This window comes from Streptomyces sp. NPDC104309 (assembly GCF_055584025.1).
On sequence record NZ_JBVJMV010000037.1, the window covers coordinates 12,275 to 27,447 of the forward strand.

Consider the following 15,173-nt stretch of genomic DNA (forward strand, 5'->3'; position numbering starts at 1 on the left):
GGTCCTTCGCTTGCTGGTGATGGCCGGGCCGGGCTCAACGTACCGGCTGTGAGCGGGCAGTGTCGGACAGTCAGTTGCGTCGGTCCTTGCGGACGAGGAACGGGCCGATCGCGAGCGCGTCGAGGGGGCCGGCGGCGAAGGTCGCAACGGCGTCGCGGGGGGTGCAGACGATCGGCTCGGCCTCGTGGTTGAAGCTCGTGTTCAGCAGCGCGGGCGGGCGGCCGGTCTGCTCGGCGAACGAGCTCAGCAGCCGGGCGTATGGGTCGGTGTCGTCGGGGGCGACGGTCTGCGGGCGCAGCGTGCCGTCGGTGTGCACGGCGGCAGGGACGGCCTTGCGGGCGGCTTCGGTGGCCTGCCGGGCGACGATCATGAACGGGTGCGGGATGTTCGTGCCGATCAGGTCGGGTGCGGCCTCGGCCAGGAGGGCCGGCGCCAGGGGGCGCCACGGTTCCCGGTGCTTGACGTGGTTGTTGATGTGGTCGCGCATGGTGGTGTGGCGGGGGTCGGCGAGGATGCTGCGGCGGCCGAGCGCGCGGGGTCCGGCTTCCATGCGGCCCTGGAACCAGCCGACGGTGCGGCCGAGCGCGATCTGTCCGGCGGCCACGGTCGGCAGATCGGCGCCGAGGTCCCGGTAGGCCAGGCCGTAGTCGTCCAGGACGGCGCGGACGGGCCCCGCGGCGAAGGCGGGGCCGAGGGCGGCGCTGCTCATCGCCGGGCCGGGCAGGGTGAGGTCGCCGCGGCGCAGCGCGACCTCGAGCGCCGCGCCGATGGCGCATCCGGCATCTCCGGCGGCCGGCTGGACGAACAGCTCCTGAACGCCGCGCAGTTGGGCGAGGCGGCCGTTGGCGGAGCAGTTCAGGCCGACGCCGCCCGCGATGCACAGCCGGGTGGCGCCGGTGGCGGCGAGGGCTTCGCGGGCCAGCTCGTTCAGGCACTGCTCCAGCAGGCGCTGGGCGGAGGCGGCGAGGTCGGCGTGCTCGGGCCGGTAGCCGGTGTCCGGGATGATCCGGCCTCCGGTGTAGGTGCGGGCGCGGCGGTGGGGCGGGATGCCGAGGTCGGTGTACGCGGTCGTGTAGGCGGTCTTGAGGCGGCGGTAGTAGCGCAGGTCGGTGTACTGGTCGTCGACGCGCTCGTCGGGGCGGATGCCGTAGTGGGACAGGTCCAGGTGGTAGCCGCCGGGGCGCGGGGTGAGGAAGTCCAGCTGGTAGCGGTCCGGGTTGCCGTAGCCGGCCAGGCCCATGAGCTTGCCGGAGCTGGTCCAGTCGCCGAGCCCGAGGTGTTCGGCGACGGTCTCGTAGAACCAGCCCAGGCTCTGGGAGAAGGGGAACTGGCGCAGGACTTTCAATCCGTCGGTGGTGCCGTGGGCGAGGGTGGCGGAGACGCCGTCGCCGGAGCCGTCGACCACCAGGACCGCGGCGTCGGCGAAGCCGCTGGGGTGGAAGGCGGAGGCGGCGTGCGCGAGGTGGTGCTCGACCACGGTGACCTGCCGGGGCCGGTGGTGGCCGAACAGGGCGGGGTCGAGGAGTTCGGCGATCAGCTCGGCGTCGGTGCACGTGTCGCTCGGGGTGGGCCAAGTCGGGTTGAAGGCGATGGCGATCTCGTCGACCTGGTCCAGGGTGATGCTGGCCTCAGAGAGGCAGTATGCCGCGGCCACCGCGCAGGAGCGGGAGTCCTTGTGGTGCTTGCGGCGGGAGAACCGCTCCTCCTCGGCGAAGGCGATCACCTTCCCGTCGATGACCAGGCAGGCGGAGGCGTCGTGGTAGTACGGGCCGCCCAGCCCCAGCACGATGGCCAACAAGATCACGTCCTTCTCTTCAGAGTCCGTCCCGCCGTCGGCGCCGCGGCAGCGGGGCCGGGCCGGGCTGTGCGGGTGGTCAGGCGAGGTGGTTAAGGGTCGCCTTGAGGACGGCCTGCGGGTCGATGGTGTCCATGCAGCCGCCGACCCCGCCGCAGGCGACCTGGTGGGCGCACGGCGAGCACGGCAGCGTGGAGCGCAGCGCGGTGACGTTCGTGACGTGCTTGGGGATGACCTCGGCGCAGTTGGACGGGCCGAGCAGCAGCACGGTGGGACGGTCGTGGGCGAGCGCGAGGTGGAAGCCGAAGGAGTCGCCGGTCACTACGGCGTCGACGAGGCCCGGCAGCGCGGACGCCTCCTCCAGGCTGAGCGGCGCGTACGCCACCCGCGTCTCGTCGAAGCCGCGCATCCGCAGGTTGCGCACCAGCGCCTCACAGGCGGCCCGGTCGGTGAGGCCGCCCAGGACCGCCAGCTGCGCACCGTGCGCCAGAAGGCCGTCGGCGAGGTCGGCCCAGTGCCGAGCCGGCCACAGCTTCGTGGGCAGCGAGCCGCCCAGGTTCAGGCACACCCGCGGCCCGGTGCGCTGCCCGAGCAGCCCGGCGGCCCGCTGACTCGCCTCCTCCGGAACCTTCAGGACGTACGGCTCGCCGGCGTACTCGTATCCGGCGACGGCGAAGTACAGCTCGCTCCACGTCTGCGTGTTGGTGGTGGTGCGGTAGTCGTTCCAGGTGTTCTGCCGGAAGAACTGCTGCGCGGCCTCGCCCATCGGGTACAGGCCGTGGTGGGGTCCGCCGAACGCGAGCCCAGCCTTGTGCCCGGCCTCGATCCGGTCGACCAGGGCCGCCGCCGACGGGGTCCGCTCGAAGGAGTACACGGCGTCGAAGCGGCGCGAGGGCAGCTGGGCGGCAGCCTCCCAGTCGTGGACGAGGACCTCGTCCACGTACGGGTTCATCCGCAGGATCGGCGCGTTCGCCTCGTCGACGAGCCAGGTGACGTGCGCGTGCGGGTGATCGTCGCGGATCCGCTTGGGCAGGGGGGAGGCGATGAGCATGTCGCCGAGCAGGCCGAGCATCACGATCAGCACCCGGTGATCGACCGGGTCGTGGTGCGGGCAGCCGTGGCACGGCCGCCAGAACCGGCACGGCATCCCGCCGGCGAAGTGCCTACAGTCCGGCCGGATCTCGAACGTCCCGGTGGTGTGGACCGGGCCGAGAAAGGCGCCCTTGCCGGGGATCTGGGCGGGGATCATACGGCGCCGCCAATCCCGGCCGCGGCGAGCGCCACCCGCAGCACCTGCTCCTCCGGCCCGGAATCCGGGGCCAGCGCCTCGGCCAGGGCCCGGGTGCGGGGCGCGACAACGGCCGGGTCCTGGCCGTCGCGCAGCACGGCGGTGAACACCTCGGCCAGTTCGTCGATGCCGTCCTCGCGCATCCCGGCCCAGGTGACCTCCTGCACACCCAGGCGCAGCCCGGCCAGCGCGGTGATGTGCGGCAGCGGGATCGCGTTGACGACGATCCCGGCCTCGAAGAGGCGACGGGATGCCTGCTCGGCGTCCATGAGCGGCGCGATGTCGATCCACAGCTGATGGGAGTCGGTGAACCCGTGCTTCTCCCCGCACACCGTGAACCCGTGCCCTGCCAGTGCCGTGCCCAGCCGGCGGGCGCCCGCGACGGTGGCCTGCGCGTACTCGCGGCCGCGGGCGTCCATCTCGGCGGCGGCCACGGCCAGGGCGACGACGTCGGCCGGGTGGTGGTGGGAGACGAAGTGCGAGGCGTGCTCGTCCAGCCGGGCCGCGAGCCCGGCGTCGTTCGTGGCCAGCAGGCCCTTGTGCGGGCCGGGGTAGGTCTTGTGGGTGGAGCCGCCCAGGGTGTCGGCGCCCTCGGCGAGCGGGTTCTGCCAGGCGCCGCCAGCGATCAGCCCCATGGTGTGCGAGGCGTCGTAGTGGATCACCGTCTCCGGGCCGACGACCTGGCGAAGGCCGGGCAGGTCCACGGGGAGCAGGCACATGAACGCGTCGAGGTACACCAGCTCCGGCCGCGGCCCGGTACCCAGGCGGCGGTCGAGCGCGTCCAAGTCGAGGGTGAAGGAGGCCGGATCGACGGGCAGATCCTTCATCTGCAGCCCCAGGCGGGTGCCGATGAAACGCGTCGAGCCGTGCCCTCCGTCGCGCTCCGCCAGGTTGAATGCCGTCGTCCACGGCTGCGCCAGCGCGGACAGCGCCACCGTGAGCGCCGACACCCCCGAGACGGGCCTGAGGTTGACGAACTCGGCGCCCAGCTGTGCACCGAGCCGTACGGCCGCGGCCTGTTCGATGTCGACGAGACCCTGGCGGCCCGGCCACGCCCAGTTCTCGCCCCCGCCCTGCCCTGCGGGGAAGGCGTAGCGGACGGCGGCCGCCATCAGGTGCGTTGTGCGGGCGGCCAGCGATAGCCCGTTCTCACTGGGCACCAGGTGCAGCCGGCGGCGGTCGGCCGCGTGGTGCGCGGCGGCCTGCTCGAGTACGGCGAGGGCGGGCGTTGTGGGGTGGTTCACGATCAGGACTCCTGGCGGACGAGGGCGAACGGCAGCGGGTTGACCGGGGCTTTGGCCGGCCGGTGGCGGATCCGGGTGGGCGGCCCGTCGGGCATGTGCGGCAGCCCCTGCCCGAGGACGGACGTCACGATCGCCAGGGCCATCAGCTCGGCGAGGGGCCGGCCCAGGCACGCGTGCGCGCCCCCTCCGAACGCCCACAGCCGCGACGCCGAGACCTCGCCGGCGAGGAACCTCTCCGGCCGGAAGGTGCCGGGCTCGGGGAAGACCGCGGGGTCGAAGTGCCCGGCCGACGGGGAGTACGCCACCCGCGCCCCGGCCGGAACCTGGTGGCCGCCCAGCGTCACGGGGCAGACCGCCTCCCGCATCGACAGCAGGTTCGGCGCGTGGAGCCGCAGGGTCTCGGCGAGCACCGCACGCAGGACCAGCAGCTCCTCCCGGTCGAGAAGGAGACCGGGCTCGGCCAACGCCCGGCGGGCATCCGCCGCCGCGAGGACCGCCTGCTCGCGGTTGCTGGCCAGCTCGACCAGACACCAGGTGACCAGACTCGCCGTGGTCTCCCGGGCAGCGATCAGCAACGCCAGAAGGTGATCCTCCAGCGGCCCCGCGGACTTGGGCGCACCCTCGAACGCGCGCACCAGCCGGGCGAGCGCCGAACCCTCCTCGTCCCGACCAACGACGGCGGCCTGCCGGGCGAACAGCGCGTGCAGGCGACGCCGCGCCACGAGTCCCCTCCAGTACCGGCCGGACGCGCGCCGTCGCGGGCCGGCCGGCGCGCCCGTCGCCGCCACGAACCGCTCGAAATACCCGGCGAACGCCGCACCCTCCACCGAACCGGGCGCGATGCCCAGCAGGACGCGGGCGCTCATCGCTCCCGTCGCCGACCGGGCCGCTCCGTACAGATCCAGACCGCCGCTCTCCGCCCACCGGGCCGCCACCGGACCGGTCACCTCCAGCAGAGCCGGCACGTATGCGTGCAACGCCCGCCCGGACAGGGCAGTCCGTAACAGGCGCCGGGCCTGGCCGTGCCCGTCACCGGTCAGGTTGAACAGGGCTTGGCCGAACAGGTCGTGGACCAGCGGGGTGTTGAGGACCTCCAGGCAGCCCCTCTCGGCCCCGAAGAGGTCCCCCAGCCCCGGCCAGGTGCCCACCAGCACCGTGTCGACGCCGTCCACCGGCATGCGGAACACGGGACCGTGCCGACGATGGCCCTCCTGGAGAACGCGCAGCGGATCCGCGTCGAAGCCGAGCTCCGGATGCCGGGGCGGCAGCCCGCCGACCGCGATCCCCGGGGCCGGCTCAGACACCGGACCGCTCCAGCACGTCCATCTGCCGGGCGGCGCGCGCCGTGATCGCCTCGTGGTCGAGAGCGGCCACGTCCAGCGAGGGCCGGCACGAGCAGTCCGCAGGCAGGTCGGCGACGTCGCCCGTCTCTCCGAACCTCATCAGGGCGTCCACCACGCCGTCCGCACAGACCGGGCAGGCGTCGGGGAAGACCGACTCGAAGTCGGTACCGCGCAAGTTCACGCACGCCACCCGCACCGCGAGCCGCTCATGGACCCGGCGGACCGCCTCCACCACCGTCCACAGGTTCGGCGGGGTGTACTGGCCGGCCCGCCACAGCTCCCACGCCACCGTGTTGCGCGACACCCGGGTCGGACACAGCGTCATCCCCTGCACACCTAGGCCGGTGAGGTAGTCCACCGACTCCACGACGTCGGTCACCGCCTCGCCCTCGGTCAGGAACGGCGGCTTGATCATCAGGTAGATCTTCGGATCGACGCCGAGGCCGGACATCACGGCAAGGGCGCGCTCGAAGGACCTCTGGGAGATCCGCGTGTTCACCAGGGTCTCGCGCACCAGCACGTTCGCCGACTGCAGCCCGATCCCGATCTCCAGCCGCACACCACCCAGCGCCTCCACGAACGGGGCCAGCACCGGCGCGATGACGAACTGCGGCAAGGACTCCACCACCAGCCGCTCCACCCCGGCTGCGGCAACCAGCTTGGCGATTTCCAGCTGGACGTCCCGGGGGATCTCCTTGGGCGCGAAGAAGCTCCCGTCGTTGTAGAGGGAGAGCACCCTGTACGGCGGCTCGTCGTTTGTCCGCTGGAGGGTCTGCCGGACCTGAGCCAGCAGACTCTCGGCCGAGACGGCGCCCAGGCCGTAGTTGTTCAGGTTCGTGAAAGGGCACATGGTGCACGTCGGCACCGAGCAGCCGCCCGACATCACGATGACCTTCTTGCGGCCCACCAGATCGCCGTCGGGCAGCCGGATCTTGTCGTAGTCGGTGAACCGCGGCTCCGCCGGCTTGGGCTCGATTCCCGACGTGCGCAGCCGCAGCGACAGGTCTCCGATGCGGCGCCGCAGGTTGTCGACGGGCACGGGAACGTCGAGTACGTGCTCAGGCATGAGGAGCCCCCTTAATCCCCGGTCGGACGTCCAGGGCTGCCCGCGGACCGGAGGCGCGGCGCAGCCGATGCACCCCTCGATGCGTACCGAGTGGAAAGCTCGGGCATGACCGCCGAAGGGCAGGCACCGAAAGTAGCCGCGAATTCACACTTTGGGTTCACTGCGGTGAACCCACGTCCGAAACAGGGGCCGCTCTGGCCGGGAAGCCTCCCCCACACCGCGTAGCGTCAGTTCGAGAGGCCTACCCGATGGGCGAGTCCGCGCAGGTCACGAAGACTGCGGGCAGGAAGCGGACGCCCGAGCAGGTGGGCGACGCAGTCCCGGACCAAGGGGTCCACGCGAAGCCGCTGCGGCGCGATCTCCTCGGCGCTCAGCAGTTCTTGGAGGGCGCGGGTTTCCTTCCCACGCAGGTGAGCAAGGGCTTTGCCCAGGTCGCTGTGGAAGGCCATCCGCCGCCCCGGGGCGGTGATCGCGTCGGGGTGGAGAAGGCCGCCCGCGTCAACGGCGGCACCGTGCCGGCCCAGGGAGGTGTTCAGGCTCACCCGGTGGATGCCGACGTTGGTGATGCCGAAGTTCAGGTGCCAGTCCTGGGTCTCGCCGGTGCGCCGGGCAAGCTGCTCGGCCTCCGTGAGGTGGGTCGCCGCGTCCACACGACGTGCCTCGCCGGTGCGGGTCTTGTCGCGGGCGATCGCGGTCGCGGAAAGCAGGTGGAGCTCGCCGAGCAAAGCCTGCGGTGCCCGGCCGGCTCCCAGATGGTGCTCCAAGGAGTCAATAGCGGCCTCTGTGCGGACCAGGGCCTGGTCGGGGCTTCCGACGGCCATCAGGACGTGCGCGGTGAAGAAGTCAGACAGTGCGCCGTACACCGGATCCTCGAGTTCGGCGATCACCTCGGCAGCGCGCGTCACGGCAACGTAGGCGAGGTCCGGGTAGCCCAAGTTCTTCAACAGCAGGACGCAGGCGGGGTGGTACGCGCCGGCCAGCAGCTGCAGCAGCCGCCGCCGTACGAGCCCGTCGTGGGCCGCCACCGCGGCTTGCAAGTCGGCCAGAAGTGCTGGCAGCTCGACGGCGAGCGTTGCGTACTCGGAGGCGTGGTACAGGTTGTTTGCCCGTGTGACACGTGCGGTCAGCAGAACCACCGGGTCCCCCGGCAACCGCTCGCCGGTCTGCCCGGGCACGGTCAGCCCCATCAGCGCAAGCCTCAGGGCCGGGGCGGCCGCATGGGCGCCGCCGGTACTCGGGTCCAGCGGTGCCACCGGCTGACCCGTCAGATCGGCGGGCGACACCCGTAAGGCGGCGGCGATCTGCTCGATCATCACCGAGTTAGCCAGAAGCCGTTTGCCGTTCTCCACCATGCTCAGCTGGCCCACCGAGATCCCCGTGATCTCCGCGAGACCCTTGAGAGTGATCCCGCGCTGGAGCCGCGCCGCACGGACCGCGGTCCCGACGGTCTTGGCTCGCCGTTCCTGAACCTCGTCCATGATCGCCCACCCAGAATCAGATGATCAAAGGCTAGGCCGCCTCGGCCCGGCGAAGCCGGGCATTCCCCAAATCCGCAGGCCTCAATTCGCTGTGCGCGGTCCCGAGATTCGTACCACCAACCCGCTGTCGGACTCAGTTGCGGGACGGGCCGTCAGAGCATGGGCGAGCTCGCGCGCCAGGGGGATGAGCCTCACGAACAGGGGAGCAGTGTCCAGGGCCGCTTCCACCTGTGCGGCAGCCTGCACGGTCTGACCGAGCCGGACCCGGCCGACTGCCCCGAGAAGCAGCAGTGCCGCCCTCCGAGCGGCCGGCACCTGGGCATCGGGAACCGTCGGCAACTGCACGAGCTCGTCGTACGCCCCGGACTCCAAAGCGGCACCGGCTCTCCACACTGCCACCGTCGCCGCCTCCGCATCGTCCTCCACGTGGTCGGCCGCTTGGTCGAAGAGCCGGGTCGCCGTCGCGTCCCTTCCCTGAACGGCATGAGCGAACCCGGTCGCGCACAGCAGCTCAGCGGACGGGCAAGAGCCCGCGAACTGCTCGGCGCGGAGCAGAGCGTGATCGGGCAGCCCCATGCTCACCAGCAGTTTCACTTCCTCCGCCAGGACGTGCTCATGCGGGCCGGCCGCGCGCGCCCGCTGAAGCAGACTCCAGGCCAGATCCCGGTAGCCCAGCCGCCGCAGCAGACCCGCTCCGGCGACCTCCGCGACCGTCCGTTCCAGCGCGTTCGCATCCGAACCTGAGGCGGAGAGGCGGGGGAGAAGGACCTGTGCCAGTTCGTGATCGTCACCGGCCGCTTGCGCCCGCCGAACGGCTTCTGTGTGCGAGTCGTCGACGGGCCCGTAAGCGGGTCTGGTCCGGGCGAGGTGACGGCGCAGGTGCCACGCCATCGCGTGCACTGCCGCATGCCTCGATCCGAAGGGTGCGTACGGCTGGCCGCTAAGCTCCGTGACGTCGACGTGGAGCCCGGCAGCCAGAGATTGCAGAATGCCATGCTGATCGATCCAGTCCCGGCCGCACTCCAGATCCGCGATCAGCTGTTCGGAAAGGCCGGGATGTGATGCCAGATCGGCCACCGAGAGGCCACGGCGTATTCGCCACTCAGCGACGCGTCCCCCGATCGGGGAGGGGCCTTTGCCATTCACTTCCGCCGTCACCAGGGTGCTCGCATGGCCACAGGGGCGCTCCGTGCTCAAGTCGTTCGGCAAGGGCCGTGGGGTGCTCTGGTCCTTCAACTGGACCACGTGGGTGTCGCAGCGACACAGTAGCCACAGGAAACCAGCCAGAACGAATATGCCAGGTCGAAGCATCAGCGCCCGTTGTCAGCCTGACCGTCACGTCCGTCCTGAAGAGCCTGCTACTGAGTGTCGTCACCAAAACGAGCTCGCCCCTCTGGTGAGACTCAGGGCGCCGATCCTCGGGGGATTCCACGAGTTGACGAGATCATCCGAAACACAGTGGCTGCGCCATCTTGAAGTGGCTGGTCAGCAGGGGTGGCGTGACCCCGTTTCGGGGCGCTCGTGCTGGTCGTGGGCGGCAGTCCGGGGTGTAGATCGTCCGGCCGGGTGGTTTTGCCGATGAGTTCACCGTCCTCGAACGGTCTACCCAGCGACACGACCGTTCTCGACAGGAGTGCCATGTCCACCATCCAGCCAGTGATCATCACTGCCGACCAAGACGTCCTGGTCGGCTTCTATACGAAATTGTTCGGCGCCGAGGAGATCTTCCGGGTACCGGCGGAAGGCCCGGCCTTCTACCTCGGCTTGCGCATCGGCGACACCGACCTCGGGCTGGTGTCCAAGACGAACCCGGGGACCGGGGCGGCACCGCGGATCCTGCTCAGCATCGGTGTCGACGACGTCGACGAGACGCTCAGCCGGGTGACGGCGCTGGGCGGCTCGGTCCGCGGCGGCCCCAACGACATGCCGTGGGGACAGCGCGTCGCCCACATCCAGGACCCCGACGGCAACCCGGTGAACCTCACCCAGCCGATCCCGGCTCAGTGACGCTGCTCCGAAATGCTTGTGCTGGTCGCGGGACGCCTGCGGTAGAGATCAAATTCCTGTAGTGGCCTCGATGTTCGTCAGTACGAGCAGCGCGCGAAGCAGGTGGGTGGCGCGGGCGGCGTCAGTGCGGAGCTTGGTAAGGATCCGCCAGTTCTTCAGGTGGGCGTCCGGCGGCCAGAACCCGGTTCGCCGTCTTCTGCCCGGGGGTGAGCTTGCGGTAGCGGGTGGCCTTGAAACCGGTCACGATGACCAGGTCATCGGGGTCGTCGGGCTTGTCCACGCCGAGGAAGCCCAGGTCGGCGAGCGCACCGAGGCCGGCCGCCTTGAGATGTTCGACGAGATGGTCGTGGCGGGCGGCGGTGGCGTCGTGGGTGCGGCCGGGCCGCGCGGCGGAGATCCAGATCAGGCGGCCCCTCTCGTCGGTCAGGGCGAGGAAGTGCAGGCCATGACGGTGGTGCTTGCCGGAAAAGTGTTTTCGGTTGTCGCGGCCGGTGCGGCGCTGGGTGGCGATGAGGGTGCCGTCGACCAGGACGACTTCCCCGCCCCGCTTCGCGATCTTCTTCAGGGCCCGGTCCAGGCGCGGAGCGCGGGCGGCAAGCAGGTGGATCATCTCGTCGCGCCAGCGGCGGACGGTGGACTCGGCGATGTTGTTGCCGCCGGCCAAGTCGGCCAGGCGCTGATCGTGGCGGAGCACGGCCAGGACGATCACCGCGATCTTCCCCGGCGGCAGCGACCGCCAGCGCGAACCTATCGATTTCAGGTGACGCCGCAGCAAGCCGGCGAGGTGGTTGACAGTGCTCGTGGGTACGGGCTCCTTGGTGGTCGGGGTGGGCACGAGCGTAGCGCGGGCCGGCCGGGGGCTGGTCGGATTGGCGCGGGAATGCACCGCTTCTGGTGGCCGCCCCGGCGCGCCCGTCGCAGAGAGGGTCGATTGCGCTGGGGGCGGCTATTCCAGCTGGTTCATGTGCCCGGGGTGCTCGGGGCGTGGGGTGGGCAGGGGGAGCAGGAAACGCTGGCGGTACAGGCGGTCTTGGGCGGTGTCGATGTCGGGAGTAGTGGGATGAGTCAGCGGAGTGGGCAGAACGGTCGCAGGCAGGTCGGCTTCGCTGTCGTCGGAATTGGTGGTGTGGGTGGCGTCGGGCCGGAAGCCGAGGTTGGAGACGAGGTTGACGGCGGGGACGATCGCTGCGCCGCCGTGCAGGAGGCAGGCCAGGGACCACTGGTAGTTCCAGTTCTCCCGGTGCTCTCCCCAGTGGATGGCATCCTCCAGCCGGCCGCGATCACAGACGACAGATCGGGGACGCCCTCGCGCAGCGGCGTCGGCACTGCGATCACCGCCACGTCGAACCCCGCCGCGTCGTCAGGCTCAGGCGTTGCCGTGGGGCGGTAGGTGCCGTCCCGCAGCAGCGGGCCCAACTGCGCCGCGGTGATGTCCTCGACCGGCGAACTCCCGCACGCCAGAGCCTCGGCGCGCCGCACGTCGGAGTCCAGACCCACCACACGGTGGCCCATCTGGGCGGCGCGTAACGCCAGCGGAAGACCCACGTAGCCCTGGCCGACGACATGACCCGCAGCGAACTCACATCAGCGGGACAGCCGACCTCCTCTACGACCGCCCCGCCCGCGACCGGTTCGCGTACTCGACGGCGTGGACACACTGAACACGAGCGCTTTGACTCACCATTCCTCCAGCCATCTCGGCAAGCGTCGGATGTAGAGACGAGCTGTGGTTCTCGGGTGGGGACGCCCCGGCACCTCCGACACGAAGGCGACGGCGCAGGACACCCGCACCGCCCTTACCGCTTCTGAAACGATGCCCTCCATGCAGCCGCTGCCCGCCCCGTGCCCCGCCGCCCTGATCCCCGACGCCACGTCCGTCGGCACCTTCAACGCCGCATACCGACAGGCCAAACAGCAGCACACGGTGTTCATCGCCATTGAGGAGCAGGGAAAACGGTGGACAGTGAAGGCCGACGCGCTCACCGCCGTCCCACACCACACCGTTGACGACAGCACGTACGACGCGATCCGCGCCGCGGTCATCCGCCTGATCAGTTCCCGCGAAATCCGCCCCGACTCGTCAGCCGGCCCGGTCTACCTTGTGTTGCATGACGTGCAAACCGAGCCACGAGCCCGTGAACTCGCCGCCGCACTCCATGCTGCCCTCTACGGAGACCTCGCACCGCTGACCCAAGCAGTGCCCGAGACGTCCCTCTGACGCACCCGACGAGTGCGCGGCGCCGCACCGACACCCACTCTGCACCCCGTGGACACCGGACAATGACCAATGCGAGCATTCTCGGGCTCCAGCGGCTTGAGGAGCCCCCAACTACCCGGATCCAGTCGCCCGCGACGCAGGTAATGCTCGCTGAGAGACGGGATTCGGGCGCTGATCTCACGGCCTCCGCACAGGTGCTGCGGCGCCGGATGGAACGCCTGTTGGAGGCCGAGCACGGTCCTGGGGTGGTGCCGTTGCCGTCACGCACAGTTTTGCCCTTGCGGATCACACACTTCGCTCCTGGGCGGACTCCGCACTTGGGACAGGTCACTTTCATCCACTCCCCAGTGGGTACTGCCTGGGCGTTGGCGCTCTTGAACGGTGCGCGAGCCCCGCCCCGGGAACGCGGAAGCGTGGACGCCGGGTCCGGCCTCGTTGGCCGTTTCGGAGGCGTGGTGTCGCACTGGCCAGCTGCATGAGCGGGCTTGCCACGCGAGCCCGGGTCCTTGCTCTGCTTCGGCGCGCCCTGGATAGGGCCACCATGCCACGCGCAGATCAGCGGGCCGGTCCGGCGAGAGCGTCGAGTGGGCCGCGGCGTGGCCTTGGGGCTGCGAGCTGCTTGGACTTCCTGTGTTCCGTCCGCGCGGGTCACGGTCACCGCAGAGGCCGGCGGTACATCGAAGGAACGCAGTCTCGGGGTGGCGGTATGGGTCTGGCCCCTCTGGCCGCCGCGGCCGATGCGTGATGCCATGCCCGGAGGGTAGAACCTGGACGGGTAGAAGTCTGCCCGCACAGCAAAGTTCACCCTATGGTGGCTGCCGCGGCTCCGGCTCCGAGTTCAGAGGGTGAGGACAGCCCAGATCCGCCGCCTGCAAGGACCGGTGTCCGTCCCGCACTCGGTAACGCCCCTGATGTGCGGTGATCTGGTGCAGGACGACGCTACGGCCGTCGTCGTGACCGGCCGTCAGGCGGTGTGGTGGGAGAGGGTGAACATGCATGCCCGGTCCCTACCAGCACCTGGCGTAGGAGTTCGAAGGACGGCTTCGTGTCCTGCAGGCCGCCGGTCAGGTCGTGGATCCGCGCGTCGCTCAGATCGAGCGGCTCAAGGAGGAGAACGCCAAGCTCAAGGCACGCGTTGCCGATCGAGACGAACAGCTCGCGATGCTGGTCGAGTTCAGGACGCTGGCGATCTCGCGGCTGGCCGCCCAGCATGACGAGATCGAGCGGCTGCGGGAGCAAGTCTCCTCGGGCGGCAATGTCAGTTCGCTTCCCCGCAAGGGTGGGGTGCCGGTCATCGGCTCGTGCAGTTGATGGGCTCAGCGGATGAGGGCGAGGACCTCGTCCCGCAGCGTCGCCATGGTGGCCTCGTTGGGGGCTTCGACGTTGAGCCGCAGCAGCGGTTCGGTGTTGGAGGGGCGGAGGTTGAACCAGCGGCCGTCGCCGAGGTCGACGGTGAGGCCGTCCAGGCGGTCCGTGGTGACGTGGTCGAAGTGCCGGTAGGCGGCCTCGACCTCGTTGAGGGTGCCGGGTACGTCGGCGACCTCGGAGTTGATCTCGCCAGAGGCCACGTAGCGGGAATACCCGGCGACCAGCTCGGACAGGGTGTACTCGTCCTGCTCGCCGAGGGCGGCCAGGACGTGCAGGGCGGTGAGCATGCCGGTGTCGGCCCGCCAGAAGTCGCGGAAGTAGTAGTGGCCAGAGTGCTCGCCACCGAAGACCGCGTTGTGCTCGGCCATCAGGGCCTTCATGAAGGAGTGCCCGACGCGGGAGCGGACAGGGGTGCCGCCGTGCTCGCGGATGATCTCCACGGCGGCAGCGGAGGTGATGACGTTGTGGATGACCGCCGAGCCGGGGTCCTTGGCCAGCTCGCGGGCGGCAACCAGGCCGACGATCGCCGAGGGGGAGACGGCCTGGCCCTTCTCGTCGATGAAGAAGCACCGGTCGGCGTCGCCGTCGAAGGCAAGTCCGATGTCCGCGCCGGACTTCTTGACCAGGGCCTGGAGGTCGAGGAGGTTCTTCGGCTCCAGGGGGTTGGCCTCGTGGTTGGGGAAGGTGCCGTCCAGCTCGAAGTACAGCGGAACCAGCTCGGTCGGCAGGCCCGCCAGGACGGCCGGGACGGTGTGTCCGGCCATGCCGTTGCCGGCGTCCGCGACGACCTTCAGGCGGCGGATACCCGACAGGTCGACCAGCGCGTTGAGGTGGGCCGCGTAGTCGGCGAGCATCTCGCGCTGGGTGAGGGTGCCGGCGGTGGTCGCCGGGGCGGGGATGTCGTCGTTCTCCAGCCAGGTGCGGATCTGGGCCAGGCCGGTGTCCTCGCCGATCGGGGCGGCTCCGGCGCGGCAGAGCTTGATGCCGTTGTCGCGGACGGGGTTGTGGCTGGCGGTGATCATCACGCCGGGCAGGTCCAGGCTGCCCGAGCAGTAGTACAGGTAGTCGGTGGAGCCGAGCCCGGCGTCGATGACGTCGGCCCCGGCGCTGGTGGCCCCGGCCGCGAACGCCTCGGCCAGCTCGGGGGAGGTGGAGCGCATGTCGCGGGCGATGACGATCCGCTCCGCCCCGGTGAGGCGGATGAACAGCGCTCCGACCCTGGTGACGAGGTAGGAGTTCAGCTGCGAGGGGACCTCGCCGCGGATGTCGTACGCCTTCACGAGGCGGGAGTAGTCGGGCATTACCTGCCTTCCGGTTCTGCGGTTGCGGGGCCTTGAGAGGAGGTTACCGACGGTGCATGGTCGGC

General features: G+C 70.5%; 13 protein-coding genes. 3 read left to right on the forward strand and 10 right to left on the reverse strand.

The genetic code is table 11. From position 1 onward, the window contains the following. Positions 1–70: 70 nt before the first annotated feature. From ACZ68L_RS35580 to ACZ68L_RS35610, 7 genes are all read right to left on the reverse strand, one after another. Positions 71–1,804: a carbamoyltransferase family protein gene (locus ACZ68L_RS35580; protein ID WP_469585715.1), complete on the reverse strand. Its 1,734-nt coding sequence runs from the start codon at positions 1,802–1,804 to the stop codon at positions 71–73. A 70-nt stretch (positions 1,805–1,874) separates the two neighbouring features. Continuing rightward, positions 1,875–3,044, reverse strand: coding sequence for a glycosyltransferase family 9 protein (locus ACZ68L_RS35585; RefSeq protein ID WP_469585718.1), 1,170 nt, complete (start codon positions 3,042–3,044; stop codon positions 1,875–1,877). Then, positions 3,041–4,327: a PLP-dependent aminotransferase family protein gene (locus ACZ68L_RS35590; RefSeq protein ID WP_469585721.1), complete on the reverse strand. Its 1,287-nt coding sequence runs from the start codon at positions 4,325–4,327 to the stop codon at positions 3,041–3,043. Before ACZ68L_RS35590 ends, ACZ68L_RS35585 begins: the two co-directional genes overlap by 4 nt. 2 nt (positions 4,328–4,329) lie before the next feature. After that, positions 4,330–5,631: a cytochrome P450 gene (locus tag ACZ68L_RS35595; RefSeq protein ID WP_469585726.1), complete on the reverse strand. Its 1,302-nt coding sequence runs from the start codon at positions 5,629–5,631 to the stop codon at positions 4,330–4,332. Beyond that, on the reverse strand, positions 5,624–6,736 hold the full coding sequence (locus tag ACZ68L_RS35600; protein ID WP_469585729.1) for an archaeosine biosynthesis radical SAM protein RaSEA: 1,113 nt from the start codon (positions 6,734–6,736) through the stop codon (positions 5,624–5,626). Before ACZ68L_RS35600 ends, ACZ68L_RS35595 begins: the two co-directional genes overlap by 8 nt. A gap of 227 nt (positions 6,737–6,963) precedes the next feature. Further along, a complete protein-coding gene (locus tag ACZ68L_RS35605; RefSeq protein WP_469585732.1) occupies positions 6,964–8,214 on the reverse strand; it encodes a helix-turn-helix domain-containing protein in 1,251 nt (416 codons plus the stop codon). 81 nt (positions 8,215–8,295) lie between these two features. Continuing rightward, on the reverse strand, positions 8,296–9,105 hold the full coding sequence (locus ACZ68L_RS35610) for a hypothetical protein (protein ID WP_469585735.1): 810 nt from the start codon (positions 9,103–9,105) through the stop codon (positions 8,296–8,298). 747 nt (positions 9,106–9,852) lie between these two features. On the opposite strand from ACZ68L_RS35610, the gene ACZ68L_RS35615 reads away from it, so the two are divergent. Then, positions 9,853–10,221, forward strand: a complete 369-nt coding sequence (locus tag ACZ68L_RS35615; protein WP_469585738.1) for a VOC family protein — start codon at positions 9,853–9,855, stop codon at positions 10,219–10,221. Positions 10,222–10,342: 121 nt separating this feature from the next. Here ACZ68L_RS35615 and ACZ68L_RS35620 read toward each other — a convergent pair whose 3' ends face one another. After that, the gene (locus tag ACZ68L_RS35620; RefSeq protein WP_469585742.1) at positions 10,343–11,056 is read right to left on the reverse strand and encodes a transposase family protein; all 714 of its coding nucleotides are present in this window, start codon (positions 11,054–11,056) and stop codon (positions 10,343–10,345) included. A gap of 230 nt (positions 11,057–11,286) precedes the next feature. Continuing rightward, positions 11,287–11,733, reverse strand: coding sequence for a hypothetical protein (locus ACZ68L_RS35625; protein WP_469585744.1), 447 nt, complete (start codon positions 11,731–11,733; stop codon positions 11,287–11,289). Positions 11,734–12,043: 310 nt separating this feature from the next. Here ACZ68L_RS35625 and ACZ68L_RS35630 point away from each other — a divergent pair, with 310 nt between their 5' ends. Together ACZ68L_RS35630 and ACZ68L_RS35635 are read left to right on the forward strand one after the other, a co-directional pair. After that, complete coding sequence (locus ACZ68L_RS35630) at positions 12,044–12,439, forward strand: hypothetical protein (protein ID WP_469585749.1); 396 nt, start codon at positions 12,044–12,046, stop codon at positions 12,437–12,439. A gap of 1,071 nt (positions 12,440–13,510) precedes the next feature. Then, a complete protein-coding gene (locus ACZ68L_RS35635; RefSeq protein WP_469585753.1) occupies positions 13,511–13,750 on the forward strand; it encodes a hypothetical protein in 240 nt (79 codons plus the stop codon). Positions 13,751–13,755: 5 nt separating this feature from the next. On the opposite strand, the gene ACZ68L_RS35640 is transcribed toward ACZ68L_RS35635, so the two are convergent. Continuing rightward, a complete protein-coding gene (locus ACZ68L_RS35640) occupies positions 13,756–15,108 on the reverse strand; it encodes a phosphomannomutase/phosphoglucomutase (protein ID WP_469585755.1) in 1,353 nt (450 codons plus the stop codon). Positions 15,109–15,173: the final 65 nt, after the last annotated feature.

Coding starts and splice junctions, on each gene's coding strand:
- ACZ68L_RS35625 (WP_469585744.1), bottom strand. CDS start 11,733: ATGGGCCACCGTGTGGTGGGTCTGGACTCCGACGTGCGGCGCGCCGAG.
- ACZ68L_RS35585 (WP_469585718.1), bottom strand. CDS start 3,044: ATGATCCCCGCCCAGATCCCCGGCAAGGGCGCCTTTCTCGGCCCGGTC.
- ACZ68L_RS35610 (WP_469585735.1), bottom strand. CDS start 9,105: ATGGCGTGGCACCTGCGCCGTCACCTCGCCCGGACCAGACCCGCTTAC.
- ACZ68L_RS35605 (WP_469585732.1), bottom strand. CDS start 8,214: ATGGACGAGGTTCAGGAACGGCGAGCCAAGACCGTCGGGACCGCGGTC.
- ACZ68L_RS35600 (WP_469585729.1), bottom strand. CDS start 6,736: ATGCCTGAGCACGTACTCGACGTTCCCGTGCCCGTCGACAACCTGCGG.
- ACZ68L_RS35640 (WP_469585755.1), bottom strand. CDS start 15,108: ATGCCCGACTACTCCCGCCTCGTGAAGGCGTACGACATCCGCGGCGAG.
- ACZ68L_RS35630 (WP_469585749.1), top strand. CDS start 12,044: ATGCAGCCGCTGCCCGCCCCGTGCCCCGCCGCCCTGATCCCCGACGCC.
- ACZ68L_RS35615 (WP_469585738.1), top strand. CDS start 9,853: ATGTCCACCATCCAGCCAGTGATCATCACTGCCGACCAAGACGTCCTG.